The sequence below is a fragment of the Parviterribacter multiflagellatus genome, assembly GCF_056863265.1.
Genome location: NZ_JBXPIZ010000004.1, coordinates 232,750 through 257,143, shown reverse-complemented (window position 1 = coordinate 257,143; position 24,394 = coordinate 232,750). Strand labels below are relative to the sequence as shown.

The following is a 24,394-nucleotide window of genomic DNA, read 5'->3' as shown; positions in this document are numbered from 1 at the left end:
GGGCTCATCGCGCCGCGACCGGCTCGGCCGGCGCCTCGCCGCGCTCGATCGCGCGCAGGCGCGCGGCCACCGGCGCCACGAGCGCCTCGACCTCGTCGGCCGAGGCCGCCGCCAGCGCCTGCCGGGCCAGGCGCGCGGCCTGCCCTCGATCGAGCGCGCGGATCCACGCGCGGACGGTCCCGACGCGGGCGGCCCCGACGCTCAGCTCGGCGACGCCCAGGCCGACCAGCAGCGGGCACAGCACCGGATCGGAGGCCGCCTCGCCGCAGACCTCGAGCGGCACCGCGGCGTGCGCCGCCGCGGCCGCGGTCGCCGCGACGTGGCGGAGCACCCGGGGATCGTGCGCGACAGCGGCGCCCGCCGCGAAGCGGTCGACCCCGAGCGTCGAGGCGGTGAGGTCGTTGGTCCCGATCGAGAGGAAGTCCGAGCGCGCGGCGAGCGCGGCGGCGTGTGCAGCGGCTTCGGGCGTCTCGACCATCGCGCCGACGGGGAGGTCCGCGCCCGCCGGCAGGAGCGCCCGGACCGCGTCGACCTGCTCGGGCGCCGAGACGAGCGGCACCAGCACGCGCACCGCCGCGTCGCCGCGAGCGTCCACGAGCCCGGCGAGCTGGGCCCGCAGCGCGTCGGGATGAGCGAGCAGCAGCTCGATGCCGCGCAGCGGCGTCCCGCGCAGGAAGGGCGGCACCTTGTCGCCGCCGAAGTCGAGCACGCGCACGGTCACCGGCAGGCCGTCAAGCTGCCGCAGGATCGGGCCGAGCGCGCGGCGGTGCGCCGCCTGGTCCGGCCACGCGGGGGCGTCCAGCAGCGCCAGCTCTGTGCGGAGCAGCCCAACGCCCTCCGCCCCGGCCGCCAGCGCGACCGGGACCTCGGGCGCGGCGGCGACGTTCGCGAGGACCGCGATCGGGTGACCGTCGCGGGTGACGGCGGGCAGGTCCCGCTCCGCCGCGGCGCGTTGGCGCAGCGCGCGGCGACGGTCCGCCGCGGCATGCGCGGCCGCCACGCGCGCGTGCGCCGGGGCCAGGACAGCGATCCCGGCGTCGCCGTCGACGACGAGCTCCGCCCCGGCGCCCACGCGCAGGACGGCGTCCCCGAGGCCGGTGACCATCGGCAGGCCGAGCGACCGAGCGACGATGGCGGCGTGCGCCGTCGCGCCGCCCGCGGCGAGCGCGAACCCGCCGGCGACCTCGGCCACGTCGGCCACGTCGGCCGGGCCGAGGTCGCGCGCGACGACCACCGCGCCGGGAGGGGGCGCGGTGTCCGTGGAAGCGGTGGCGGCCAGCCACCGCGCCGCTCGCCGCCCGACGCTGCGCACGTCGTCGGCCCGCTGGGCGAGCATGGGGTCGTCGAGCGCGGCCAGGATCGCCGCCTGCTCCGCGCTCCCGGCCAGGACCGCCGCGGCAGCGGTACGTCCGTGGGCCGTCACGTGTGCCGCGACGGCCGCCGCGAGCATCGGGTCGCGAGCCATCATCGCGCCCGCCTCGACCATCGCGGCATCGTCCTCGCGACCGTCCGCCGCAAGCCGCTCGGCGACGGCGTCGAGCTCGGCCGCCGCGGCCGCGAGCCCCTCGGCGGCGCGTGCCGCCTCCGCCGCGCGCGCCGCCTCCGCCACGGCCCCGGGTGCGTCGTCGACGAGCGGGTCGAGCAGCCAGGCCGGCCCCGCGACGGCGCCGGGGGACGCGGGGCGGCCGGCGAGTTGCCGCTCGCCCATCACGCCGCCAGCGTCGCGTGCAGCGCACGCAGCAGCAGCGCCGCCGACGTCGCGCCGGGATCCTGATGGCCGATCGAGCGCTCGCCCAGGTAAGAGGCCCTGCCCTTGCGCGCCTGCAGCGGCGTGGTGTCCCGCGCGCCCTCCTCGGCCGCGGACGCGGCGGCGTCGACCGCCGCGGCCAGCGGCCGGCCCTCGCCGGCCGCCGCGCGCAGCGCCGCGGCCGCGGGCACCAGCGCGTCCAGCATCGTCTTGTCGCCCGGCGCCGCGGCACCGAGGTCGACGATCCCCGCGATGCCGGCGTCCAGCGCGTCCGCCAGCGCCAGCGCGTCCACCGTCTCCCGGTCGCCGAGCGCCCGGCCGGCGCGCCGCAAGGCCTGTCCGTAGAGGGGGCCGCTCGCCCCACCGACCGTCGAGACCAGCGTCTTGCCGGCGAGGATCAGCAGCTTGCCGGGGGGCTGGCCCTCGACGCCGTCGCCGCCGAGCGCCTTGCCGACCGCGGTGAAGCCGCGATCCATGTTCGTCCCGTGATCGCCGTCGCCGATCGCGGCGTCGAGCTGGGTCAGATGGTCGCGCTCGGCGCGGACCGCCGCCTCGACGGCGGACATCCAGGCGGTCACGGCGGCGGCGTCCATCGCGGTGGCGGCGATCATCTCAGACGCCCCAGCGGAGGGCAGGCGTGTGCACCGGGGCGTCCCACAGCGCGGTCAGCTCCTCGTCCAGCTCCAGGAGGCTGAGCGACGCACCGGCCATCTCGAGCGACGTGATGTACGGACCCACGAGGCGGCGCTCGACGCGGAGGCCCGCGTCCGCCAGCGCCCGCTCGATCTCGCCGTGCAGGAGGTACAGCTCGAGCAGCGGCGTGCCGCCCAGCGCGTTCACGAACGCCAGCACGGGGGTGCCGCTCGCGAGCGGGCGGTCGGAGAGCACGGCCTCGACCATCTCGGCGGCGATCTCGCGCGCGGTCACGAGCTTCTCGCGCCGGCGTCCCGGCTCGCCGTGGATGCCGACGCCGACCTCCATCTCGCCGGCGGGCAGGTCGAAGATCGGCGCGCCCGCGGCGGGCGGCGTGCAGGACGAGAGCGCGACGCCGAACGAGCGGGTCCGCTCGTTGACCCGCCGGGCGACCGCGGCGACCGCCGCCACGTCGTCGCCGCGCTCGGCGGCCGCGCCGCTGATCTTCTCGGCCAGGACCGTCGCACCGACCCCGCGGCGACCGGCCGTGTAGAGGGAGTCCTTGACGGCGACATCGTCGTCGAGCAGCACGGACTCGACCGCGATCCCCTCGTCCGCGGCGTCCTCGGCCGCGAGCTTGAAGTTCATCACGTCGCCCGTGTAGTTCTTGACGAGGTGCACGACGCCCGCGCCACCGTCGACCGCCTTGGTCGCGGCGAGCATCTGCTCGGGCACCGGGGACGTGAAGACCTCCCCGGGGCAGGCCGCGTCGAGCATGCCGCGCCCGACGAAGCCGGCGTGGAGCGGCTCGTGCCCCGAGCCGCCGCCCGAGACGAGCGCGACCTTCCCCTCCCGGGGCGCCCCGACACGCGCGACGAAGCCCTGCGCGGCGTCGTAGCGGACCAGATCCCCGTGCGCGAGCGCGAGCCCTTGCACCGACTCGGTGACGACGTTCGCGGGGTCGTTCAGGAACTTGCGCATCGGCGCGGTGGTGGCAGCTGCCATGTCGTTCTCCTCTTGCCTAGACCGTCGGCGCGGGCGTGGTGTCGGGCGTCGTGACCGCCTCGCGGATCGGGCGCGCCGTCTTGCGTGGCGTTGTCAGGTAGTCGTACGTCACGGCGGCGAGCGCACCGCCGACGAGCGCGGGCAGGACGTAGACCGGGATGAGCTGCGCCCACTGCGTCGGGCCGTCGCCGATCGCGGAGATCAGCTCGGGGCCGAACGCGCGCGCCGGGTTGAGCGACGCGCCGGTGATCGGCCCGACGACCATGATGATCGCCACGACGACGCCACCGATGACGACGCCCGCGAACTCGCTGGGCGAACGGCCGTCGACGATCCCGAGGACGGCGAAGACGAGGATGGCGGTGCCGATGCCCTCCGCGAAGATCGCCGAGGCCCACGTCGTGGTGTCCTCGTTGAACGACGTCATGCCCATCCCGAGGTCGATCGCCGCGCCCGCGAACACCGCCCAGATCGCCAGCGCGCCGAGCACCGCGCCGACGACCTGCGCGCCGACGTACGCGGGCACCTCGCGCCACGGGAACCGGCGCGTGACGGCGAGCGCGAACGTCACCGCTGGGTTGATGTGGCAGCCCGACACCTTGCCGATCGCGTACACGAGGGCCGTGATGACGAGCCCGAACGCGAACGAGATGCCGAGCAGATCCGCGCCGGTGATCGCCGGCGTGCTGTCGCCCGCCAGTTGGAGCGTCGCGACGACGGAACCGGGACCGACGAGCACGAGCAGCGCCGTGCCGAGCGTCTCGGCCAGCGCGCGCTGGGACAGCGAGTGTTCCTCCACCTTGCCCTCCTTGGGCCGACCCGCATTCGACAATGTCGAATGTCGTTACGGCCGCGACCGTACTCCCGCCTCGCGGAGGTGTCAAGCGAAGCCGGGTGCGGACGCGCACCCGTGCCGTTCTCAGGCGACCGGCTCGACCGTCGCGGCGATCTGGTCCGCCAGGGGCGCGCGGGCGGCGATCGACCAGCGACCGGTCTCGAGCGCGACGCCGCCTGCCTCGGCGACGAGGAGGGCGCCGGGGCGCCAGTCCCACGCCAGCGCGTCGTACTGCGTCCACGCGTGGAGGCGGCCGGCGGCCGTCCAGGCCAGCTCGAGCGAGCCGGAGCCGAGCGCACGCAGGGTGCCGGTCGCGTCGACGAGGCGCTTGGCGCCGTCCGGGACGGCGCCGGGGTGGACGTAGAGCGAGCTGACGGCGTCGCCGAGCCGCTCCGGGCCGGCGACCTGCAGGCGCTCGCGCGAGCCGTCGCCGCGGACGACCCACGCGCCCTCGCCGCGGGCGGCGCAGAAGAGCTCGTCGCGCGACGGGTCGAGGACCGCGCTCGCCAGCCGCTCCCCATCCGCGTCCGTCAGCGACACCGCGGTGCACCAGACGGGAATGCCGAGCGTGTAGTTGAGCGTCCCGTCGAGCGCGTCGACCGTCCACTGGCGCGCGCCGTCCGCGTTCGACCCCTCCTCGGCGAGGATCCCGTCGTCCGGCCGCTCGCGAGCGATGACCGCGACCGCCGCGGCCTCGGCCGCCACGTCCGCCTCGGTCACGACGTCGGTCGGCGCGGACTTGAACCCGACGCTCACCCGGCCGTGCTTGTCGAGCAGCACCGGGCCCGCGGCTCGCACGGCCGCGACGGCGACCTCCAGATCGGAGCTCAAAGCCCGAGGTCGCGCACGCCGAGCTCGTCGGCGCCGAGGTGGTGGGCCAGCTCGTGGCGGACCGTGATCGTGACCTGCTCGCGCAGCAGCTCCGGGTCGTGCCCGAAGTCGCGGCGGAGGGTGTCGCGGAAGATGATGATCTGGTCCGGGAAGTTGTCGCGGGACACGCCGTCGCCGCGGTACAGGCCGTACGCGCGGTGGCGGCGGCCGTCGTCGGAGATGACGACGCCGACGTTGCGGCGCAGCGCCTCCTGGAGCAGGTCGGGGAGCTCGTCGAGCGCCTCGCGAACCAGCTCCTCGAAGTCCTCGTCGTTGAGCGGGTCGAGCTCGAGGAACTCCATCTCGTCGGGCTCGGCCGCGAGGCCCTCGCGGGCCAGGCGCTCGGAGCGCTCGACGATGCGGTCGAACTCCGCCTCGGACTCGGGCTCCCGCCAGTCGGCCATCCGCAGGCCGATCGCCATCATCCCGCCGCCGATCACCGCCGCGCCGAGGAAGATCAGCGCGGCCGTCTCCAGCAGGCGGATCGGGAACGAGGTGTGGAAGCCCTGCAGCAGCGCGATCGCCGACAGCGCGACGGAGAGCGCGACGACTGCGGCGAACGCGATGCGGCGGAGCGGGGGCATGGCTAGCTCGGGCTCCTCACGCCATCGTCCTCGAGATGACCATGCGCTGGATCTCGTTCGTGCCCTCGTAGATCTGGGTGATCTTCGCGTCGCGCATCATCCGCTCCAAGGGGTACTCGGTCACGTAGCCGTACCCGCCGAGCACCTGCACGGCCTCGACGGTGACGCGCATCGCGTTGTCGGACGCGATGAGCTTGGCCATCGACGAGTACTTGGCCAGCTGCGGGTCGTTGCGGTCGGCCAGCGCGCACGCCTTGTAGAGCAGCTCGCGCGCGGCGGCGGTGCCCGCCTCCATGTCGGCGAGCTTGAACGCGATCGCCTGGTGCTGGTTGATCGGCTTGCCGAACGTGACCCGCTCGCGCGCGTAGCTGGCGGCGTAGTCGGTCGCGCCCTGGGCGATGCCAACCGCCTGCGCGGCGGCGCCGAGGCGCGTGCGCTCCAGCGTCCCGAGCGCGACGTGCATGCCCTTGTGGACCTCGCCGATGATGTTCTCCGACGGCACCCGCACGTCCTCGAGCACCGGCGAGCCGGTCGGCGAGGAGCGGATGCCGAGCTTGTGCTCGAGCTTGCCGGTGGAGAAGCCGGGCCGGTCGGCCTCGACGACGAACGCCGTGGTGCGGCGCTTCTCGCGGTCGGTGGTGGCGAAGACGACGTAGAAGTCCGCGATGCCGGCGTTGGTGATCCAGGCCTTCTGGCCGTTGATGATCCAGTCGTCGCCGTCCTGGACGGCGGACGTGCGCATCGCGACGGGGTCGGAGCCCGCCTCCGGCTCGGACAGCGCGAACGCCGGCGACCACTCGCCGGTGGCGCACCTGGGGAGGAACCGCTCCTTCAGCTCGTCGCTGCCGAAGAGCTGGATCGGGAGCGTCCCGAGCTCCTGCACCATGAGCATGAGCGCGACGGAGGCGTCGACCTTCGCCAGCTCCTCGACCGCCATCTGCAGCATCAGCGTGCCGGTGCCCGTTCCCCCGTGCTCCTCGGCGAACGGCAGCGCGAGGATGTCGTTCTCGGCCAGCAGCTGCCGGAGGTCGTGCGGGTACTCGGCCTTCTGGTCGAGGTCGTGGGAGCGGGGCGCGACGCGCTCGACGGCGATCTGCCGGATCGTGTCCTTGAAGTCCAGGAACTCCTGGGGGATGGAGTACACGTCCGGGCTCGTCGTCTGCATGCCAACTGATGGTAATGGCCGTGCCTAGGCGGGTAACGCGCCGATCATGGGAATCGGAACGAGCCTCTTCCTCCTCGCGGTCGGGGCGATCCTGAAGTTCGCGGTCACGGACACGATCGCCGGGATCGAGCTGGCCACCGTCGGCGTCATCCTGATGGTCGTCGGCGCCGTCGGCCTGCTCATCTCGCTGGTCTTCCTGATGCAGGCGCGCGACCGCGCCGTGCCCGTGCGGCGCGAGCGCTACGTCGAGCGGGATCCCCTCGCATAGGCCCAGGTTGTAGGGTCGGGCGGTGGCCGCCGGCAGCACCGTCCTCCCCTTCTCGCGTCGCAGGGAGCCGCGAGTGGAGATCCGGCCGGCACGCCCGGGTGAGCCTGTCGCCCGCACCCTCGACGAGGCCGGCTTCGGCCCGCACGTCGCGCGGCTGCTCAACTACCCCCGCGACTCACCGGACGGCGAGATCCTCGTCGCGGTCTCCGGCAAGCGGCTCGTCGGCGGTGCCTGCTGCGCCTGGTTCGGCGAGACCGGCTGGATCGGCGCGCTCGGGGTGCTCCCGCGCGCGCGGCGGCGCGGGATCGGCGAGCAGCTCACGCGCGCGGCGATCGACTGGCTGGAGGGCCGCGGCGCGCGCACGACGATGCTGTACGCGACCGACATGGGCCGCCCGGTCTACGAGCGGGTCGGCTTCGAGCACGAGGCGCGGGCGCGCGCGTGGCGCGGGACTCCGCCCGGGCCGCGGCCGCTGTCGGCGATGGGGCTCCGGCGCCTGCGCCCGTCGGACCGCGCGCGCATCCTGGAGCTGGACCGCCTGGCGACCGGCGAGGACCGCCACGCGGTCCTCGACCTGCTCCCCGCGCTGCTCGGCGTCGGGTGGGAGCGCGACGGCGTGCTCGCGGGCGTGGCGCTGCAGACGCCCTGGGGCGCCGGGCCGGCGGTGATCGCCGAGGACTCCGAGGCGGGCGAGGTCGTCCTGCGCGGGCTGGTGAGCGAGCCCCAGCCGCTGACGATCACGGTGCCCGACGACAACGCGGCCGGTGCGCGGCTGCTCGCCGGCTGGGGCTTCCAGGCGGTCAACAGCGCCCAGCGGATGCGGTACGGGCCGCCGGTGGACCATGAGCCGCGACGGATGTTCGGGCTGTTCAACCTCTTCTGGGGATGACCACGTATGAGCGGCTCGCGCGAGCCACTTCGGGGATAGACGCGCCCTTCGCGTGCGTCGATCTGGACGCGTACGCCGCGAACGAGGACGACCTCCTGCGGCGGGCCGGGGGCATGCCGATCCGTGTCGCGTCGAAGTCGATCCGGTGCCGCACGCTGCTCACCTCGACGCTCGCGCGGCCCGGCTTCGCCGGCGTGCTGGCGTTCACGCTGCCCGAGGCGCTGTGGCTGGCGTCGGAGGGCCTCGACGACCTCGTCGTCGGCTACCCGACCGTCGACCGCTCGGCCCTCCGCACGCTGGCCTCCGACGCGGAGGCGGCGAAGAAGGTGACGCTGATGGTCGACGACGTCGCGCAGCTCGATCTCGTCGACCGCCTGGTCGCGCCGTCGTCGCCCGATCGCGCCGAGGTGCGGGTGGCGATCGACCTCGACACGTCGTGGCAGCCGCTGCGCGGTGGCAAGATCCGCGTCGGCGCCTGGCGCTCGCCGCTCCACGGGCCGGCGCAGGCGGCGCAGTTCGCGCGGGCGATCGGGGCGCGGCCCGGGTTCCGGCTCGTGGGGATGATGGCCTACGAGGCGCAGATCGCGGGCGTGGGGGACCGGCCCGCGTCGCGGGCGCGCGGGCTCGCGATCCAGGTGATGCAGGCGCTCAGCGCGCGCGAGCTGGCCGGGCGCCGGCGGCGCATCGTCGAGGCGGTGCGCGCCGTGGCGCCCGACCTGGAGTTCGTCAACGGCGGCGGCACCGGCTCGCTGGAGCGGACCTCCCGCGAGGCGCCGTACGTCACCGAGGCCGCCGCGGGCTCCGGGCTCTACGGGCCGACGCTCTTCGACACGTACCGCGCGTTCTCGCCGCGGCCCGCGGCGTTCTTCGCGCTCCCCGTCGTCCGCCGCCCGAGCCCGGAGATCGCGACCGTCCTGGGCGGCGGCTACCACGCGTCGGGCGCCGCGGGGGCGGACCGGCTCCCCCGCCCGGCGCTCCCCGAGGGCCTCGAGCTCGACCCGCTCGAGGGCGCCGGCGAGGTCCAGACGCCGCTGCACGGCGAGGCCGCGCGGTCGCTGCGCGTCGGCGACGTCGTGTTCTTCCGCCACGCCAAGGCGGGCGAGCTGTGCGAGCGGTTCGACACGCTCCACCTCGTTCGCGGTGACGAGGTCGTGGACGCCGTGCCGACGTACCGCGGGGAGGGACGGACGTTCCTGTAGCCCTCGTCACCGGCGCGGCCAGCGGCATCGGCCAGGCGATCTCGCAGCGCCTGGCGGCCGACGGCTGGGACGTGCACGGGGTCGACGTCGACGACGGGGACCTGACGACGCGCGAGGGCAACCGCGCGGTGGTGGACGCCGCGCTGGAGCGGTTCGGGCGGCTCGACGCGGTGATCCCGAACGCGGGCTTCCAGCACGTCGCGCCGGTGAGCGAGTTCCCCGAGGACCGCTGGGACGCGCTGCTCGCGGTGCTCCTCACGTCGCCGTTCCTGCTGGCCAAGTACGCGTGGGAGGCGCTGAGCGCGGCGCCTTCCGGTGGGCGCATCGTCGTCGTGGCCTCGGCCCACGCCCTCGTGGCCTCGCCCTACAAGGCGGCCTACGTGGCGGCGAAGCACGGGGTGCTCGGCCTGGTTCGCACGCTGGCGCTGGAAGGGGCGGACGCCAACATCCTCGCCACCGCGCTCTGCCCGGGGTACGTCCGCACGCCGTTGGTGGAGGCGCAGATCCCCGCGCAGGCGCGCGAGCACGGCATCTCCGAGTCGGAGGCCCTCGACGACGTCATCCTGGCGCCGCACGCGGTCAAACGGCTGATCGAGCCGGACGAGGTGGCCGACGTGGTCGCCTTCCTCTGCGGCCCGGGCGGCCGCGCGTTCACCGGCGTGCCGGTGCCGATGGACCTCGGCTGGACCGCCCGCTGAGCAGCACCCGCATGGTCGCCTCCACCTCGTCGGGCCGGCGCACGACCTGCTGCCAGACGAACCGGTGGACGCGGTACCCGGCGAGGATCAGCGCGGCCTCCTTCTCGCGGTCGAGCAGCTGCTGCCGGCGCGTGAGGTGGTGCCGGCCGTCCAGCTCCACGACCAGCCGGTGGTGCGGCCACACGAAGTCGCACGCGAACCCCGCCACCGCTGCCTGGGAGAGCGGCCGCGGGAGCCCGCGCTCCACGCACAGCTCCAGGAAGCGCCGCTCCAGCTCCTCGTCCGTGGGCGCGCCGTCCCACTTCGCGATCGCAGCGCGGAGCTTCTTGGCTCCGCGGTGGCCGTTGAGCGGGAGGGCGCGGATCGCCTCCAGGTCGAACAGCCGCTCGCGCTCCGCCGCGTCCACCGCGCGGTCGACGACCCGCTGCGGCGCCACGGCCGCGAGGTCGAGGAGCGTGCGCGCCGGGGTGGTGACCGGGATCCCGTCCCGCACCGCCCGCTCCACCTCGGCCGCGTGGTGCACGCGGACCCCCTTCCGCCGCTGCCTCCCGCCCCTGCCCGGCACGGTGACGTCGATCAGCGCTCCCCCACCCTGCGCGAACCCCCACAACCACGCCGCGGACCAGTGCGAGAGGACGGCGACGGCGCCGAGGGCGAGCACCGCCGCCATCCATCTCCCCCGCGGCGTCACCGTCGGATGCCCGACCGCGTACACGCCGCGGTGCACCGTGTGGAGCCGCTTCGCCTGCAACCTCGTGTCGACGAGGCACCGCGTGTGGCCCGCGGCCTCGATCTGCCACCACGCGACGACCCCGTGCTGCCGCGCGGCCAGGTCGGCGAGGAACTCCTCGATAGGTGATGCGCCTTTTCGACTCATACGGTCGAGAAGGCGCACGACCTCCTTAACTCGCCCCCAGGGTCCGGGCCACGTAGTCGTTGGTGAAGACGTGCGACGGGTCCAGGGTGGCCCGGACCTGGGCGAACGTGTCCCACTCCGGGTAGCGCGGGCGCAGGGTCTCGGCGGTGTGGAAGTGGCGCTTGCCCCAGTGGGGGCGCGCGGCCCACTCGTCGCCGATCGCCTGGACGGCGCGGAAGGGCGCCTCCCACGGCATCCCGACGAGGTTGTGGACCGCGACGTAGACCGTGTCGCGGCCGCCGGCGGGGGACAACAGCGAGTCGTCGGCCGCGACGAAGCGGACCTCGATCGGGAACACGACCGGGTAGCGCTCGAGGGTCGCCTTGATCTGCGGGATGACCGTCGCGGCGGCCTCGCGCGGGAACGCCTGCTCCATCTCGGTGAACTTCACGAGGCGTGGGGACGCGAAGATGCGGTGGGAGCGGTCGACGCGCACGCGCTCGCTGAAGCCGCGCGCGACGGTGCGGTTGACGAGTGGGATCGCGGACGGGACGCGGCGGCCGAGCTCGCAGGCCGCGCGCAGCGCGCCGTTCGCCACCACGATGTCGTTGAAGAACCGGTCCACGCGGCCGGGCGGGCGCGGGGCCTCGTCGACGATGTCGTTCGTCCGCGTCAGCGCCAGGTCGCTGTGGGGGAACACGTAGAACTCGAAGTGCCGCGCGCCGTCGGCGAGCTGATCAAGGGAAGAGAGCACGCCGGAGAGCGGTCTCGGTGCGTCATGCCCCCGCAGCACATACGCCGGCGGACAGCGCAGGGTGATCTCGGTCACCACGCCCAACGCACCGATCGAGACGCGTGCGGCCCGCAGCTCCTCTCCTCCCGCTATCTCCCTGACGGACCCGTCGGCCAAGACCAGCTGGACGGCGACGACACCCGCACTGAGGTTCCGGAGACGACTGCCCGTCCCGTGCGTCCCCGTCGCGCACGCCCCCGCGATCGACTGCACGTCGATGTCGCCGAGGTTCTCGAAGCCGAGCCCGTGCTCGAGCAGCCGCGCCGACAGCACGTTGAGGCTGATGCCCGCCTGCACGCGCACGAGGCCCGAGCCGCGGTCCACGTCGAGCACCGCGTCCATCGCGGACAGGTCGAGCAGCGTCCCGTCGGTCAGGACCGCGTCGGTGAACGAGTGCCCCGCCCCCGCCACCCGGACGCGCCGGCCGGCCGCCACCGCGCGCTGCACCGCGGCCCGCACCTCGTCGGTCGAGCGCGGCCGCTCGACGACCGATGGGGTACAAACCTGTTCACCTGTCCAGTTCCTCCACACGCGGACATCCTGGCAGGAGAGGCACACCAATAGACTCGCCGTCCGCATGACCTGGGAGCCTGAGCTGGAGGAGCTGGCGCGCCGGCGCGAGCTGGCCCACCGCATGGGCGGCGAGGAGCGCGTGCGGCGCCAGCACGAGCGCGGGCGGCTGACCGTCCGCGAGCGCGTCGACCGCCTCTTCGACGCCGGGACGTTCCACGAGACCGGCGAGCTGGCCGGGTTCGGGGAGTACGACGAGCACGGCGAGCTGCTGGACTTCACCGCCGCGAACATGGTCGTCGGCCAGGGCCGGATCAACGGCCGCCGCGCCGTCGTCCAGGGCGACGACTTCACGATCCGCGGCGGCGCCGCCGACGCCGCGATCTGGCAGAAGATGGTGTGGGCCGAGCAGGCCGCGCACGACCTCCGCCAGCCGCTCGTCCGCCTCGTCGACGGCACGGGCGGCGGCGGCAGCGTCAAGTCGCTCGAGTCGATGGGCTACACGTACGTGCCGTTCGTGCCCGGGTTCGACCTCATGGGCGCGAACCTCGCGCGCGTCCCCGTCGTCGCCGCCGCGCTCGGGCCCTGCGCGGGCCTCGGCGCCGCCCGCGTGGTGGCCTCGCACTTCAGCGTCATCGTCCGCGACTCCGCGCAGCTCTTCGTCGCCGGGCCGCCGGTCGTCGCCTGGGCGATGGGCGAGACGCCGGACAAGGAGGAGCTCGGCGGCGCCCGCGCGCAGACCGCCGCCGGCGCCGTCGACAACGAGGCCTCCGGCGAGGAGGACGCGCTCGAGCAGCTCAAGCGCTTCCTCTCCTACCTGCCCGACAACGTGTGGGAGCTGCCGCCGGTCGTCGCCTCCACCGACCCCGCCGACCGGCGCGAGGAGGAGCTGCTCGGCATCGTCCCCCGTGACCCGCGCAAGCCGTACAAGATGCGCCGCATCCTCGACGCGGTGTTCGACCAGGGCTCGCTCTTCGTCATGGGCGCGCGGTTCGGTCGCTCGACGATCACCGCGCTCGCCCGGCTGAACGGCCGCCCGGTGGGCGTCATCGCCTCCGACCCCAACCACTACGCCGGTGGCCTGACCGCGGACGCGTCGGACAAGCTCACGCGCTTCGTCGACCTGTGCGACACGTTCCGCCTGCCGGTCGTCAACCTCGTCGACCAGCCGGGCTTCGTCATCGGCACCGCGAGCGAGAAGCAGGGCACGATCCGCCGTGGCACCCGCGCGCTGGTCGCGACGTACCAGGCGAGCGTGCCGTGGGTGTCCGTCCTGGTGCGCAAGGTCTACGGCGTCGCGGGCGCCGGGCACGGCAACCACGCCGGGCTGAACCTGCGGTACGCCTGGCCCTCCGGCGACTGGGGCTCGCTGCCCATCGCGGGCGGGCTGGAGGTCGCGTACCGGCGCGAGCTCGAGACCAGCGACGACCCTGTCAAGCTGCGGGCGGAGATCGAGGCACGGCTCAACGCCGTCCGCTCGCCCTTCCGCACCGCCGAGCGCTTCGGGGTCGAGGAGATCATCGACCCGCGCGACACGCGACGCATCCTGTGCGACTGGGCCGAGCGCGCGCACGAGCTGCTCCGGCACGAACAGGGCAACGGCGAGAAGGGACGCGGGTACCGGCCATGAGCGACGACGAGTACGACGAGACGGTCGACCCCGAGGTCATCCGGCGGCGTGAGCGCGCGTTCGCGCGGATCGTCCAGTGGGGCGACCCGGTGCTGCGCACGAAGACGGCGCCGGTGACCGACATCGACGACGACGTCCGCGCGCAGCTCGCCGAGATGAAGCAGCTGATGATCGACGCGTGGGGCGTGGGCCTCGCGGCGCCGCAGATCGGCTCGCTGCGGCGGCTGCTCGTCTACCGCGAGCCCGACGTGCCCGACGCCGAGCCGCAGGCGCTGATCAACCCCGAGATCGAGTGGGCCTCCGACGAGCGCGAGACGTTCGTCGAGGGGTGCCTGTCGATCCGCGGCCCGGTGTACGAGGTGGAGCGGCCGCGCGCGGTGCGCGTGCGGGCGACCGACGAGCACGGCGCCGAGCTGGTGATCGAGGCCGAGGACGCGCACGCGTCGTGCCTGCAGCACGAGATCGACCACCTCGACGGCATCCTCGTGCTCGACCACCTGGACCGCGACGCCAAGCGCGACGCGATCCGCGCGCTGCGCGAGCGCGGCCGCTAGGAGGGCGGCGCCACGAGCGGCGCGGGGTCGTAGCCCGCAGCCGTCAGCGCGCCCAGCAGGCTGCTGAGCAGCAGGCCGTGGACGTCGGCGCGGGTGAGGTCACGCTCGCGCACCCAGTCCAGGCACACCCCGTCGATCAGCCACAGCCACCCGCGGACCGCCGCGCGCACCTTCGGCGCGTCGGTGCCGAGGCCGGCGAGGATCGTCTGCGCCGTCTGCTCGCGGACGCCGTCGATCAGCTCGCGCACCTCGGGGATGCCGGCGGAGCGCATCAGCTTCTCGTAGGCCGTCGCGTTCTCGTCGATCAGCCGCAGGAACCCGTCGAGGCCCGTCGCGAGCTGCTCGGCGGGCGGGAGCGTGGTGTCGAGCGCGAGCTGCCCGAGGATGCGCTCCGCCGTCTCCGCCAGGACCGCCTCGAAGAGCTTCTGCTTCGTCGGGAAGTAGTGGTAGAGCAGCGGCTTGGAGACCCCGGCCGCCTTCGCGATCTTCGCCATCGACAGCTCGTCGTAGCCGTGCGTCCCGAACAGCTCGGTCGCCGTCGCGAGCAGCGCGGCGCGCCGCTCGTCGACCTGCAGCCGGGTGAAGGGAGCGCGGGCTCGCACGACCTCAGTGTAACCGCCTTGCTGACCGTGGGTAAACAGCTGTCGACCCATGGTCAACAAGGAAGGAGAGAGCACGGTGACCCGGCTCGACACGCTGGAACGGATGACGGATGAGCTGCACGAGCGGCTCGCCCGGCTGGAGGCGCGCATGGACGCGGAGGCCGCGCAGGCGCGCAGCGTCGTGGACGAGGTCGCGGCCGAGGCGGTCGCCGCGCGCGGCGGGCTCGGGTGGACGTCGGTCGCGAGCGCGACCGCACGGCACGTCGGACGCACGCCGCTCCCCCACCCGCCGTCGCCGCCCGCGCCGTCCGGCGCCTCGGCGTCGCCGGTCACCCCGGCCGCCGCGAAGCCGGGCATGGAGGACCTCCTCGGCGGGCGCGTGCTGGCGTGGACCGGCGGCGTGGTCGTGCTCGCGGGCATCGTCCTGCTCGTCGCGATCGGCGTCTCGCGCGGGTGGATCGGCGAGGGCCTGCGCACCACGCTCGGCGCGCTCGCCAGCTTCAGCCTCGTCGCCGCGGGCGCGTGGCTGCACGAGAGGCGCGGCCAGACCGACGCGGCGCTGGCCACCACCGCCGCGGGCATCGCCGGGCTGTTCGCCGTGGTCACCGTCGCGTCGCGCGTGTACGAGCAGGCGCCGGCGTTCGCCGGGGCGTGCCTGCTGGTCGGCGTCGGCGCGCTCGGCACCACGCTGGCGATCCGGTGGTCGGCCCAGGGCATCGCGGCGCTCGGCCTGCTCGGCGGGCTCGCCGCGCCGCTGCTCGTCGGCGCGCCCGCCGATCCCGGCACCGCCGCGCTGCTCTTCGTCGGCGCCGTCTGCGCCGCCGTCGTGTGCGTGCGCCGCCGCTGGGACTGGCTCGGCCTGGCCGCCTACGCCGTCGTCACGCCGCAGTGGCTGAGCGGCGAGATCACGCTGCTGACGCTGGTCGCGTTCGGGACGCTGACCACCGCGACCGCGGTCGCGATGGTCCGCCGCGCGGGCGCCGAGCGGGCCGTGCCGGTCGTCCTGCTCGTCGGCAACGCGTTCGTGCTCGTCGCCGCCGGCCTGCTCACGCTCGACCACGAGACGGCCTGGCTGCTCGGCCTCGCCGCCGCGCACGCCGCGCTGGCCGCGCCGCTCATCCACGTCCGCCACCCGCTCGGCGTGCCCGCCGCGTCGCTGGCCGTCGCGACCGGCGACCTCGCGCTCCTCACCATCCTCGACGGGCCCGCGCTGGCCGCCGCGTGGTCGGCGTCCGCGGTCGTCTTCGCCCTGCTCGTCCGCCACCTGAAGGACGCCGGCAAGCTCGACCGCGGCGCCGCCGAGACCGGGCTGGGCGCGCACGTCGCGCTCGCGCTGATGCAGACGATGGTCGCCGGCGGCGGAACCCCGGAGACGCCCGCGCTCGTGGCCCTCGCCATCGCGTGCTTCACCTCGGGCGTCGTGCTCGCCGAGCGCCCGGCGTGGCGCGCGGCCCTGCACGCGCTCGGCCTCGTCACGGTCACCGGCCTCGCCGCGCTCAACCTCGAGGGCGCCGCGCTCGCGGTCGCGTTCGCCGCCGAGGCCGCCGTGCTCGCGCAGATCACCCGCCGCACCGACGACCCGCTCGCCGGCCACGCGTCGCTCGTCCTGCTCCTGCTCGCCGGCGGTGCCGCGCTCGTCGTCGCGCCGCCGGCGGCGCTGCTCGAGGGGCTGCCGGACACGAACGCCGCGCTCGCTGCGCTGGTCGCGGTCGGCCTCGCCGCGTGGCGCTGCCTCGGGCCGGTCGCGCCGGCGCCGATCGCCCTGTACGCCGTGTCGACGGTGCTCGTGACCGCGTGCGGCGCGGGCGCGGGGGCGCAGACGGCGCTCAGCGCGCTGTGGGGCGTCACCGGCCTCGCGCTGCTCGTCGCCGGCCTGCGCGTGGACCGTCAGACGGTGCGCACCGCGGGCTTCGCGCTCCTCGGCGTCGCGCTGGGGAAGGTCGTGCTGCACGACCTGACCGAGCTGGACGCGTTCGCGCGCGTCGGCTCGATGCTCGCGATCGGCGTGCTGCTGCTGGTCGGCGGCTACGCGTGGCAGCGCATCCGCGGCAGTAGTCTCGGAGCCGAGATCCCCCACTGAGCGAGAACCCCCGCATGGACCCCGAGATCGAAGTCACCCCGCAGGAGACCAAGGAGCTGCTCGACCGCGGCGAGGCGATCGTGGTCGACGTCCGCGAGCCGTACGAGCGCGAGGCCGGCCACATCGAGGGCTCGCGCCACATCGAGCTCCAGCACCTCAGCGAGCAGGCCGCGTCGCTCCCGAAGGACCAGAAGATCGTCTTCCAGTGCCGCGCCGGCGCCCGCTCGGCGATGGCCGCGCAGGCGTTCCGCGCGTCGGGCTACGACGCCTGGTCGATGGAGGGCGGCTTGCTGAAGTGGGCCGACGAGGGACTGACGGTGGACGGCGGCGGCGAGGTCGCCGACCACTAGCCGCCGCGCCCGGGCGGTCGGCGGCGCTAGATCTTCTGGACGTTGACCGCCTTGGGCCCCTTGTCGCCGCTCTCCTCGTCGTACGACACGCGCTGTCCCTCGGGAAGCGAGCGGTAGCCGTCGGCGATGATGCCCGAGAAGTGCACGAACAGGTCACGGCTGCCCTCGTCAGGCGTGATGAAGCCGAAGCCCTTGTCGTCGCTGAACCACTTGACCGTCCCGGTGGCCATGAATCCTCCGTATGGGGTGTCTGACGGAGCGCGACGGTACCAGTTGGAGCCGACCGACTGATGCATGGTCAGCGGAGGGTTGATTGGGAGGCGTTGCTCTCGGAAGCGGAGCTTCGGACGAGCCGGTCGTCCGGCCCCGGCGGGCAGCACGCGAACGTCACCGCGTCGCGGGTCGAGGCGATCCTCGACGCCACGGCGAGCGAGCACCTGTCCGACGCGCAGCGGGCACTGATCGTGCAGCGCCTCGGCGAGCGCGTGACGGCGGTCGCACAGGACCACCGCTCGCAGCTGCGCAACCGCGAGCTGGCGCTGGAGCGGCTGCGGGAGAAGCTCGAACGTGCGCTGCACGTGCCGCGCACGCGGCGGGCGACGAAGCCGACGAAGGCGTCGAAGGTGCGCCGGCTGGACGCGAAGCGGCGCCAGTCCGAGCGCAAGCAGGGCCGCCGCCGCGGCGGCTACGACGACTAGGCCGCCGAGGCGCTCGGGAGCAACCCGCCCGGGCGGGCGAGCAGCGCGTCGAGCGCCTCGCCCTCGACCGGGCGCGCGAGGAGGAAGCCCTGCGCGTAGCGGCAGCCCATCCGCTCGAGGCGCTCCAGCTGACCCTCCGTCTCGACGCCCTCGGCGACGACCGTCAGGCCGAGCGCCCGCGCCAGCTCCATCAGCCCCGACACGATCAGCGCGTCGCGTGAGCCGCCGCTCTCCAGCCCGGCGACGAACGAGCGGTCGATCTTCAGCCCGTCGATCGGCACGTGGCGCAACCGCCCGAGCGACGAGTAGCCCGTCCCGAAGTCGTCGAGCACGATCCGCACGCCCAGCTCGCGCACCGCGTCGAGCACCGCCAGCGGCCGCTCCCCGGCCTCCATCAGCGAGCTCTCCGTCAGCTCCAGCACGAGTGCCTCCGCCGGCAGCCCCGACGCCGCGAGCGCGTCCTCGACTTGCGCGGGCAGCGTCGGGTCCGCCGCCTGGTGCGGCGAGAGGTTGACGTGGCAGGTGAGCCCGCGTCCGTCCTGCCGCCGCGCGACCTCGACGCACGCCCGGCGCAGGACCCACGCGCCGATGTCGGCGATCAGCCCCGCCTCCTCGGCGATCGCGATGAACTGCCCGGGCGGCACCAGGCCGCGCTCGGGGTGGCGCCAGCGCACGAGCGCCTCGACGCCGACGACCGCCCCGTCACCGATGCCGACGATCGGCTGGCAGGCCAGCACGAGCTCCTCGCGCAGCACCGCGCCGCGCAGATCCCGCTCCAGCGCGATGCGCTCCCGCGCGCGGATGCGCGCGAGCTCGTCGAACAGCTCGTAGCGGTCGCGCCCCGCGAGCTTCGCCCGCTCCGCGGCGACCTCCGCATCGCGCACGAGCTCGGCCGCGCCCGCCTCCGCCGCCACGGCCAGCGCGACGCCCGCGCTCGCCGTCAGCGCGACGTCCTCGCCGCGCAGCGCGAACGGCCGCCGCACCGCCGCGACGAGCGCCTGCGCGAGCTGCGCGGCCTCCTCCTCGTCGGCGACGTCGTCCAGCACCGCCGCGAACCGGTCGCCGCCGAGCCGGCCGACGGCCACGTCCGGGCCCGCCGCCGCGCACAGGCGCCGCGCCATCAGGCAGAGCGCCTCGTCGGCCGCGTCGAGCCCGTGCGTCTCGTTCACGCGCCGGAAGCGATCGAGGTCGACCACCACGAGTCCCACGCGACGCGTCTCGCCCAGCGCCGCGCGGGTGAGCGCGTCCTGCAGCCGCTGCCGCACCGGGACGCGGCCGAGCAGGCCGGTGAGCGCGTCGCGCTCGGCGCCCCGCGAGCGCGCGTCGCGGCCCGCCTCGGCGAGCAGCGCGGCGACTGTCAGGGACGCACGGTCCGGCCGATCTCCCACAACCGACACCGTGTCGAGTGTAGGAGCGCCAAACGGGTCATGTCGCACCAGAACCGTCGGACAGCTGCCGCTCGGCCGCCGCGGAGACGATCGAGACGACCTCGTCGACGCTGTCGGTGAGCCGCAGCAGCGTCAGGTCCTGCGGCGAGATCATCCCCGCGCCGAGCATGTGCTCGTGCAGCCAGTCGAGCAGCCCGGACCAGTACTCGGTCCCGACCAGCACGACCGGGAAGTGCCTGATCTTGCGCGTCTGGATGAGCGTGAGCGCCTCGAACAGCTCGTCCATCGTCCCGAACCCTCCGGGCAGCACGACGAAGGCGTTCGAGTACCGCACGAACATGACCTTGCGCGCGAAGAAGTAGTGGAAGTCGATCCCGACATCGACCCAGGGGTTCATCCCCTGCTCGAACGGGAGGTCGATCCCGAGGCCGATCGACGTCGCGCCGGCCTCGTGGGCGCCGCGGTTGGCGGCCGCCATCGCGCCGGGGCCGCCGCCGGTGATCACGCAGAACCCGGCGGAGCCGAGCGTGCGGCCGATGTCGCGGGCGAGCTGGTAGCGCGGGCTGTCCTCGGGCGTGCGCGCCGAGCCGAAGACGGCGACGCCGCGCGTGACGGACGAGAGCGCGTCGAACCCGCGCGCCAGCTCGGCGCGCATCCGTTCGACGCGCTGGGCGTCCGTGATCTCGGACGCCACGCACGGGAGCTGCGCGGAGAGCAGCTCCTCGTCGGCGTCCTGTGGGTGTCGGAGTGGTTCGTCGGTCAGAGCCCCTCAGGATGGCGCACGGTGAAGCCGCTCGGCGAGCGCTCCTCCGTCTGCCACCGGGAGCCCGACTTCGCGCGGCCGCTGGTGTCGAACCGCAGGCCGGCCACGACCATGTACATGTGGCCGCCGTGGGCGTAGATCGTGACCCACTGGCCCTCGCCGGCCTCGCCCCAGTCCATGAAGCCGCCGGAGGGCATCGACGCGTCGAGCAGGCCCGCGCCGTGCAGCGCGTAGGAGACCGAGCCCGAGCAGTCGTAGCCCGAGTCCTTCCACTTGCCGTGACCGCCGCCGTACCGGTACGGCGTCGTGGCGATCTCGTTGCCGGCGGCGATGATCTGCTTGACCGCCTCCGGGGCGTTGGCCGGCGGGATCGCCAGGCCGTCCTCCGTCAGCTCGGCCTTCTCGCCCGGCGCCGTCTGGGCGGAGACCGCGCGCGGGCGGTTCAGCGAGTCGGCCGAGAACCCGCCGCTGCCGGCGGACGGCTTGAGCGCCGTCTCGACGCTCTCGACGTCCTCCGCCGAGACGCGCCCGTCGATCGTCAGGCCGAGGTCGCTCTCCAGCCGACGCACCAGCCGGTGCGTGCCGCTGCCGAAGACGCCGTCGACCTTCGTGGAGAAGCCGGCGCGGCGGAGGAGCTTCTGCAGCTCCTTCACGTCGCCGCCGCGGGATCCCTTGGCGAGCGTGCGGTCGCCGAGGGCGGCCTGGGCGGGAGCGGCGCTGAGCGCGAGCAGCAGGAGGGCTGCGAACGCGCCGACAAGCGCGGCAAGTGGGCGGCGGGCGGGTACGGACGTCGGCACTGCTTGAAGACCTCTCTTTCGGCGGTTGCCTGCGGGGTTAGCTGTCGGGCTCGCGCAGAAAGAGCAGCGCTACGCCGCCGTGATGGCGGTGATTCGCCCCCGGCCGTCCAGACGTCGAACGGCCCATGGGTCCCCCGTCTCCTCACCAACCACGGTGAGGAGCTCGGCTGGTCCTACGAACGCCGGGCACTGTATCGCCTCGCGGGGACATAAGCCGTGGTGTGCCCGACCGCACACCTGGCGCGGCCTGGCTCGACCGGATGTCCGGGGCCTCTCAGTTGGCGCGCTGACGTGCCGATTGGCAGACCATGCCTTCCCGCCTCCGCTTGCTCGGCCTGCTCGTGCTGGCCGCCTTCACGGTCTGCGCGACCGCCTCCGCCGCCATCACGGGCCGTCAAGGCGGCCGTCTCGCCGACACCCTCGTCGGCACCGCCGGCCCGGACACGATGTCCGGCCAGGGCTCGTCCGACCGCCTGTCCGGCCGCGGCGGGAGCGACTTCATCGCGGGCGGCACCGGCGGCGACGTGCTCAACGGCGAGGACGGCGACGACCGCCTCGAGGGCGGCAGCGCCGACGACGACCTCGGCGGCGGCCTCGGCCGCGACCGCCTCTACGGCGAGTCGGGCAACGACGCGCTCGACGGCGGCGAGGGCGACGACGTCATGGACGGCGGCGACGGCGACGACAGCTCCGTCGGCGGCAACGGCAACGACTTCATCGTCGAGGCGCGCGCCGGCAACGACCGCCTGCTCGACGGCGGTGAGGGCGACGACTACCTCCACGGCAACCTCGGCTCCGACCGCAAGATCCTCGGAGGCAACGGCAACGACGTGCTCTTCGGCGGCTCGGGCGAGGACGTCCTCGACGGCGGCCCCGGCAACGACCGCATCGACGCGGGCCCCGGCCAGAACCCGGGCTTCCCGGTCACCGGCGGCGACGGCGACGACGTCCTCGTCGACGACGGCGGCGGCGCGGACCTCGACGGCGGCACGGGCAACGACACGATCTACGGCTTCGGCGGCGTCGACAACATCGCCGGCGGCCCGGGCGACGACGTGATCTACACCGGCCCCGCGCAGGACCGGGTCGACTGCGGCGACGGCAACGACACCGTGTTCGTCAGCTCTCGCGGCGAGGCCGAGCAGACCGCCGGCTGCGAGAAGATCGTGCTGCCGAACGTCATGCGCGCCGTCGTCGGCCAGGAGTCCGGCAACGACCCGACCGACACCGACGACGTCGCCACCGCGCGCGGCCAGGTGCTCGCGGCCGGCTGGAACAACGCGGCCGTGGGCGCCGCCGGCGCCGCCGGTGAGCAGGTGCTCGAGCACGTCCGGGCGCAGGAGTCGCGCGTCCTCTGCTCCTTCGCCAAGGGCTGCCGCGGCGGCTCGGCGGCCGACGAGCGCATCATCGGCACCGAGGGCGGCGACAAGATGGCCGGCGGCGTCGGCTCCGACTTCCTCGAGGGCGCCGGCGGCAGCGACCGCCTCTTCGGCGGCGGCGGTCCGGACGAGCTGTTCGGCCGCTTCGGCGACGACCTGCTCGACGGCGGCGCCGGCGATGACGAGATCGAGGGTGGCCGCGGCGACGACAAGCTCGTCGGCGGCGTGGGCGACGACCAGCTCAACGGCGGCTTCGGCACCGACAAGCTGCTCGGCGGCGCAGGCGACGACACGCTGCTCGCCGTCGGGGGCGGCAAGGACGTCATCGACTGCGGTCCCGGCCGCGATCGCGTCGCCAAGGACGCCAAGGACCGGACGAAGAACTGCGAGATCGTCCTCTAGGAGCGGGAAAGGGTCAAGCAGGGCGGAAGCACGCCGATCAACCAGGCGTGCTTCCGCCCCGCCGACTCCTCACGCTCCTCTGCGCCGCCGCCGCGGTGGCGCTCCCGGCAACGAGCGCCTCCGCCGCCGAGCCGGGCCTCGACCTCACCGGCGCCTCGCCGGCCGCCGCCCAGGACTTCGACCAGCTCAGCGACCTGGGCGCCAAGTGGGCGCGCCACGCGATCGCCTACGAGGACATCCCCGAGTGGCGCCTGGACCAGTACGCCGCCACCTTCGCCGAGGAGGACCGGCGCGGCGTCAAGTCGCTGCTCATGGTCAACAGCGCCACGAGCACCGCGCCCGCCGACCCGCAGGCGTACGCCAACGCCGTCGCGCACATGGCGGCCCGCTTCAAGGGCTCGCTCGAGGCCATCGAGATCTGGAACGAGCAGGACGAGGGCGAGTTCTGGGTCGGTGGCCCGCAGGTCGACCGCTACGTCGACCTCCTCAAGCGCTCGTACGCCGCCATCAAGGCCGTCAACCCCGGCGTCACGGTCGTCTTCGGCCCGATGACGGGCGCGAACGTCGACTTCCTCCAGGCCGCCTACCAGCACGGCGCCAAGGGGCACTTCGACGCGATCGCCGCCCACACCGACACCGCCTGCCAGATCGCCGCGCCGTCGAGCTACTACCGCGAGGACAACGGCCGCATCGCGCGCTTCACGTTCTTGGGCTACCGCGCCCTGCACGACGTGATGGTCGCCAACGGCGATCCCAAGCCGATCTGGCTCACCGAGATCGGCTGGTCGACGACCAACGACGTCTGCGGCCGCGGCATGTGGGCCGGCCAGAAGAAGGCCGGCGTCACCGAGGCCGACCAGGCGAAGTTCCTGCTCGAGGCCTTCCACTGCCTCAAGGAGACCCCCTACGTCCAGGTCGCCATGTGGTTCCGCCACCGCGATCCGGCGCCGGGCCTGAGCGAGATGAACGCATACGGCCTGCTCCGCCACGACGGCACGCGCCGCCCGGCCTACGCCGCCTTCCAGCAGTACGCGCGGCTCGGCGACCGCCTCACCGGCCCGTGCGGCGACTTCGTCGCGCCGAAGGTGCAGATCACGTCGCCGACGTCCGACGTGACGATCGGGACCGGCGAGCCGCTGCCGATCAAGGCGAGCTCGACCGACGGCGACGTCCACCGCATCACGCTGCAGCTGAAGGGCGCGCCGAAGGAGATCCGCAACTTCACCAACGGCGGCCAGCCGCTCGACGCGAAGGCCGGCGTCGGCCTCACGTGGATGGGCGCGAAGAAGCTGCCGGTCGGGACGCACACGCTCGTCGTCACCGCCAAGGACGCCGCGGGCAACCAGGGCCGCGCCGAGGTGACGTTCCGCAAGATCGACCCGCGCGCGCTCAAGAGCCAGCCGACGTCCGCCAAGGGCCTGAAGCTCCTCGGCAAGGGCCGCAAGCGCACGCTCGTCGGGCAGGTCCGCTCGACGCTCCGCTTCAAGCTCGGCGGCAAGGTGCTCGTCGAATGGCAGAACAAGCGCAAGGGCAAGTGGAAGAAGATCCACGGCGCCGCCTACAACGCCAGCAAGCCCTTCCGCTTCCAGCAGAAGCTCAAGTACAAGGGCCAGTGGCGGGTGCGCGTCAAGTACGTCGGCGTCAAGCCCTTCAAGAGCTCGACCTCGCGCTGGCTGACGTTCAAGGTGAAGTAGCGGCA

Annotated in this window: 24 protein-coding genes, 1 pseudogene and 1 riboswitch; of the genes and pseudogenes, 11 read left to right on the top strand and 14 right to left on the bottom strand. The window is 74.2% G+C overall.

The window, feature by feature from the left end; translation table 11 throughout:
- Positions 1 to 4: 4 nt before the first annotated feature.
- The 7 genes from AC1UE5_RS10630 to AC1UE5_RS10600 form a co-directional block, all read right to left on the bottom strand.
- Complete coding sequence (locus tag AC1UE5_RS10630; RefSeq protein ID WP_482922954.1) at positions 5 to 1,708, bottom strand: putative PEP-binding protein; 1,704 nt, start codon at positions 1,706 to 1,708, stop codon at positions 5 to 7.
- On the bottom strand, positions 1,708 to 2,358 hold the full coding sequence (gene dhaL / locus AC1UE5_RS10625; RefSeq protein ID WP_482922952.1) for a dihydroxyacetone kinase subunit DhaL: 651 nt from the start codon (positions 2,356 to 2,358) through the stop codon (positions 1,708 to 1,710). Before dhaL ends, AC1UE5_RS10630 begins: the two co-directional genes overlap by 1 nt.
- 1 nt (position 2,359) lies before the next feature.
- A complete protein-coding gene (gene dhaK / locus AC1UE5_RS10620) occupies positions 2,360 to 3,361 on the bottom strand; it encodes a dihydroxyacetone kinase subunit DhaK (protein WP_482923307.1) in 1,002 nt (333 codons plus the stop codon).
- Positions 3,362 to 3,401: 40 nt separating this feature from the next.
- Positions 3,402 to 4,184: an MIP/aquaporin family protein gene (locus AC1UE5_RS10615; protein WP_482922950.1), complete on the bottom strand. Its 783-nt coding sequence runs from the start codon at positions 4,182 to 4,184 to the stop codon at positions 3,402 to 3,404.
- Between the two features lie 120 nt (positions 4,185 to 4,304).
- Entirely contained in the window at positions 4,305 to 5,051 is a 747-nt protein-coding gene (locus AC1UE5_RS10610; protein ID WP_482922948.1) for an inositol monophosphatase family protein, read from the bottom strand.
- Entirely contained in the window at positions 5,048 to 5,674 is a 627-nt protein-coding gene (locus AC1UE5_RS10605) for a metallopeptidase family protein (protein ID WP_482922946.1), read from the bottom strand. The genes AC1UE5_RS10610 and AC1UE5_RS10605 overlap by 4 nt, the downstream gene beginning before the upstream one ends.
- Positions 5,675 to 5,690: 16 nt before the next feature.
- The gene (locus tag AC1UE5_RS10600; RefSeq protein ID WP_482922944.1) at positions 5,691 to 6,839 is read right to left on the bottom strand and encodes an acyl-CoA dehydrogenase family protein; all 1,149 of its coding nucleotides are present in this window, start codon (positions 6,837 to 6,839) and stop codon (positions 5,691 to 5,693) included.
- A gap of 46 nt (positions 6,840 to 6,885) precedes the next feature.
- On the opposite strand from AC1UE5_RS10600, the gene AC1UE5_RS10595 reads away from it, so the two are divergent.
- From AC1UE5_RS10595 to AC1UE5_RS10580, 4 genes and pseudogenes are all read left to right on the top strand, one after another.
- Positions 6,886 to 7,107 (top strand): DUF6458 family protein, encoded by a 222-nt coding sequence (locus AC1UE5_RS10595; protein WP_482922942.1) that lies wholly within the window; start codon positions 6,886 to 6,888, stop codon positions 7,105 to 7,107.
- Positions 7,108 to 7,129: 22 nt separating this feature from the next.
- Entirely contained in the window at positions 7,130 to 7,996 is an 867-nt protein-coding gene (locus tag AC1UE5_RS10590) for a GNAT family N-acetyltransferase (RefSeq protein ID WP_482922940.1), read from the top strand.
- Complete coding sequence (locus tag AC1UE5_RS10585) at positions 7,993 to 9,195, top strand: amino acid deaminase/aldolase (RefSeq protein ID WP_482922938.1); 1,203 nt, start codon at positions 7,993 to 7,995, stop codon at positions 9,193 to 9,195. Before AC1UE5_RS10590 ends, AC1UE5_RS10585 begins: the two co-directional genes overlap by 4 nt.
- Before the next feature lie 11 nt (positions 9,196 to 9,206).
- Positions 9,207 to 9,893 (top strand): annotated as a pseudogene (locus tag AC1UE5_RS10580) (SDR family oxidoreductase); the annotation flags it as partial.
- Here the strand turns inward: AC1UE5_RS10580 and AC1UE5_RS10575 are convergent.
- Both AC1UE5_RS10575 and AC1UE5_RS10570 read right to left on the bottom strand, forming a co-directional pair.
- Complete coding sequence (locus AC1UE5_RS10575) at positions 9,847 to 10,770, bottom strand: DUF559 domain-containing protein (RefSeq protein ID WP_482922936.1); 924 nt, start codon at positions 10,768 to 10,770, stop codon at positions 9,847 to 9,849. The pseudogene AC1UE5_RS10580 and the gene AC1UE5_RS10575 sit on opposite strands and share 47 nt — an antisense overlap.
- 25 nt (positions 10,771 to 10,795) lie before the next feature.
- Positions 10,796 to 12,121, bottom strand: coding sequence for a D-arabinono-1,4-lactone oxidase (locus tag AC1UE5_RS10570; RefSeq protein WP_482922934.1), 1,326 nt, complete (start codon positions 12,119 to 12,121; stop codon positions 10,796 to 10,798).
- Between AC1UE5_RS10570 and AC1UE5_RS10565 the strand changes: the two genes are divergently transcribed.
- Positions 12,120 to 13,682, top strand: coding sequence for an acyl-CoA carboxylase subunit beta (locus AC1UE5_RS10565; protein WP_482922932.1), 1,563 nt, complete (start codon positions 12,120 to 12,122; stop codon positions 13,680 to 13,682). The two genes, AC1UE5_RS10570 and AC1UE5_RS10565, sit on opposite strands and share 2 nt — an antisense overlap.
- A complete protein-coding gene (gene def, locus AC1UE5_RS10560; protein ID WP_482922930.1) occupies positions 13,679 to 14,236 on the top strand; it encodes a peptide deformylase in 558 nt (185 codons plus the stop codon). Before AC1UE5_RS10565 ends, def begins: the two co-directional genes overlap by 4 nt.
- On the opposite strand, the gene AC1UE5_RS10555 is transcribed toward def, so the two are convergent.
- A complete protein-coding gene (locus tag AC1UE5_RS10555) occupies positions 14,233 to 14,838 on the bottom strand; it encodes a TetR/AcrR family transcriptional regulator (protein ID WP_482922928.1) in 606 nt (201 codons plus the stop codon). The two genes, def and AC1UE5_RS10555, sit on opposite strands and share 4 nt — an antisense overlap.
- A gap of 76 nt (positions 14,839 to 14,914) precedes the next feature.
- On the opposite strand from AC1UE5_RS10555, the gene AC1UE5_RS10550 reads away from it, so the two are divergent.
- Positions 14,915 to 16,918, top strand: coding sequence for a DUF2339 domain-containing protein (locus tag AC1UE5_RS10550; RefSeq protein ID WP_482922926.1), 2,004 nt, complete (start codon positions 14,915 to 14,917; stop codon positions 16,916 to 16,918).
- Between the two features lie 14 nt (positions 16,919 to 16,932).
- Positions 16,933 to 17,268 carry a rhodanese-like domain-containing protein gene (locus AC1UE5_RS10545; protein ID WP_482922924.1) on the top strand — a complete coding sequence of 112 codons (336 nt, stop codon included), beginning with the start codon at positions 16,933 to 16,935 and terminating at the stop codon, positions 17,266 to 17,268.
- A gap of 26 nt (positions 17,269 to 17,294) precedes the next feature.
- Here the strand turns inward: AC1UE5_RS10545 and AC1UE5_RS10540 are convergent, their stop codons facing one another.
- The gene (locus AC1UE5_RS10540) at positions 17,295 to 17,498 is read right to left on the bottom strand and encodes a cold-shock protein (RefSeq protein WP_482922922.1); all 204 of its coding nucleotides are present in this window, start codon (positions 17,496 to 17,498) and stop codon (positions 17,295 to 17,297) included.
- Positions 17,499 to 17,591: 93 nt separating this feature from the next.
- Between AC1UE5_RS10540 and arfB the strand changes: the two genes are divergently transcribed.
- Complete coding sequence (gene arfB, locus AC1UE5_RS10535; protein WP_482922920.1) at positions 17,592 to 17,966, top strand: alternative ribosome rescue aminoacyl-tRNA hydrolase ArfB; 375 nt, start codon at positions 17,592 to 17,594, stop codon at positions 17,964 to 17,966.
- On the opposite strand, the gene AC1UE5_RS10530 is transcribed toward arfB, so the two are convergent.
- From AC1UE5_RS10530 to AC1UE5_RS10520, 3 genes are read right to left on the bottom strand one after another with little or no spacing between them, the layout of a single operon-like run.
- Positions 17,963 to 19,363 carry a putative bifunctional diguanylate cyclase/phosphodiesterase gene (locus AC1UE5_RS10530; protein ID WP_482922919.1) on the bottom strand — a complete coding sequence of 467 codons (1,401 nt, stop codon included), beginning with the start codon at positions 19,361 to 19,363 and terminating at the stop codon, positions 17,963 to 17,965. The genes arfB and AC1UE5_RS10530 overlap by 4 nt on opposite strands.
- Positions 19,364 to 19,391: 28 nt before the next feature.
- Positions 19,392 to 20,072, bottom strand: coding sequence for an LOG family protein (locus AC1UE5_RS10525; protein ID WP_482923305.1), 681 nt, complete (start codon positions 20,070 to 20,072; stop codon positions 19,392 to 19,394).
- A 41-nt stretch (positions 20,073 to 20,113) separates the two neighbouring features.
- Complete coding sequence (locus AC1UE5_RS10520) at positions 20,114 to 20,914, bottom strand: peptidoglycan-binding domain-containing protein (RefSeq protein ID WP_482922918.1); 801 nt, start codon at positions 20,912 to 20,914, stop codon at positions 20,114 to 20,116.
- Positions 20,915 to 20,924: 10 nt separating this feature from the next.
- Positions 20,925 to 21,093, bottom strand: a riboswitch (cyclic di-AMP (ydaO/yuaA leader).
- 129 nt (positions 21,094 to 21,222) lie between these two features.
- On the opposite strand from AC1UE5_RS10520, the gene AC1UE5_RS10515 reads away from it, so the two are divergent.
- Entirely contained in the window at positions 21,223 to 22,695 is a 1,473-nt protein-coding gene (locus AC1UE5_RS10515) for a calcium-binding protein (RefSeq protein WP_482922916.1), read from the top strand.
- A gap of 47 nt (positions 22,696 to 22,742) precedes the next feature.
- A complete protein-coding gene (locus tag AC1UE5_RS10510) occupies positions 22,743 to 24,389 on the top strand; it encodes an Ig-like domain-containing protein (RefSeq protein ID WP_482922914.1) in 1,647 nt (548 codons plus the stop codon).
- Positions 24,390 to 24,394 lie beyond the last annotated feature (5 nt).

What these genes read in the sequence shown, in the direction of transcription:
- AC1UE5_RS10630 (WP_482922954.1), bottom strand. Translation starts at nt 1,708, where the DNA reads ATGGGCGAGCGGCAACTCGCCGGCCGCCCCGCGTCCCCCGGCGCCGTC.
- dhaL (WP_482922952.1), bottom strand. Translation starts at nt 2,358, where the DNA reads ATGATCGCCGCCACCGCGATGGACGCCGCCGCCGTGACCGCCTGGATG.
- dhaK (WP_482923307.1), bottom strand. Translation starts at nt 3,361, where the DNA reads ATGCGCAAGTTCCTGAACGACCCCGCGAACGTCGTCACCGAGTCGGTG.
- AC1UE5_RS10605 (WP_482922946.1), bottom strand. Translation starts at nt 5,674, where the DNA reads ATGCCCCCGCTCCGCCGCATCGCGTTCGCCGCAGTCGTCGCGCTCTCC.
- AC1UE5_RS10600 (WP_482922944.1), bottom strand. Translation starts at nt 6,839, where the DNA reads ATGCAGACGACGAGCCCGGACGTGTACTCCATCCCCCAGGAGTTCCTG.
- AC1UE5_RS10595 (WP_482922942.1), top strand. Translation starts at nt 6,886, where the DNA reads ATGGGAATCGGAACGAGCCTCTTCCTCCTCGCGGTCGGGGCGATCCTG.
- AC1UE5_RS10585 (WP_482922938.1), top strand. Translation starts at nt 7,993, where the DNA reads ATGACCACGTATGAGCGGCTCGCGCGAGCCACTTCGGGGATAGACGCG.
- AC1UE5_RS10575 (WP_482922936.1), bottom strand. Translation starts at nt 10,770, where the DNA reads ATGAGTCGAAAAGGCGCATCACCTATCGAGGAGTTCCTCGCCGACCTG.
- AC1UE5_RS10565 (WP_482922932.1), top strand. Translation starts at nt 12,120, where the DNA reads ATGACCTGGGAGCCTGAGCTGGAGGAGCTGGCGCGCCGGCGCGAGCTG.
- AC1UE5_RS10570 (WP_482922934.1), bottom strand. Translation starts at nt 12,121, where the DNA reads ATGCGGACGGCGAGTCTATTGGTGTGCCTCTCCTGCCAGGATGTCCGC.
- def (WP_482922930.1), top strand. Translation starts at nt 13,679, where the DNA reads ATGAGCGACGACGAGTACGACGAGACGGTCGACCCCGAGGTCATCCGG.
- AC1UE5_RS10545 (WP_482922924.1), top strand. Translation starts at nt 16,933, where the DNA reads ATGGACCCCGAGATCGAAGTCACCCCGCAGGAGACCAAGGAGCTGCTC.
- AC1UE5_RS10540 (WP_482922922.1), bottom strand. Translation starts at nt 17,498, where the DNA reads ATGGCCACCGGGACGGTCAAGTGGTTCAGCGACGACAAGGGCTTCGGC.
- AC1UE5_RS10515 (WP_482922916.1), top strand. Translation starts at nt 21,223, where the DNA reads ATGCCTTCCCGCCTCCGCTTGCTCGGCCTGCTCGTGCTGGCCGCCTTC.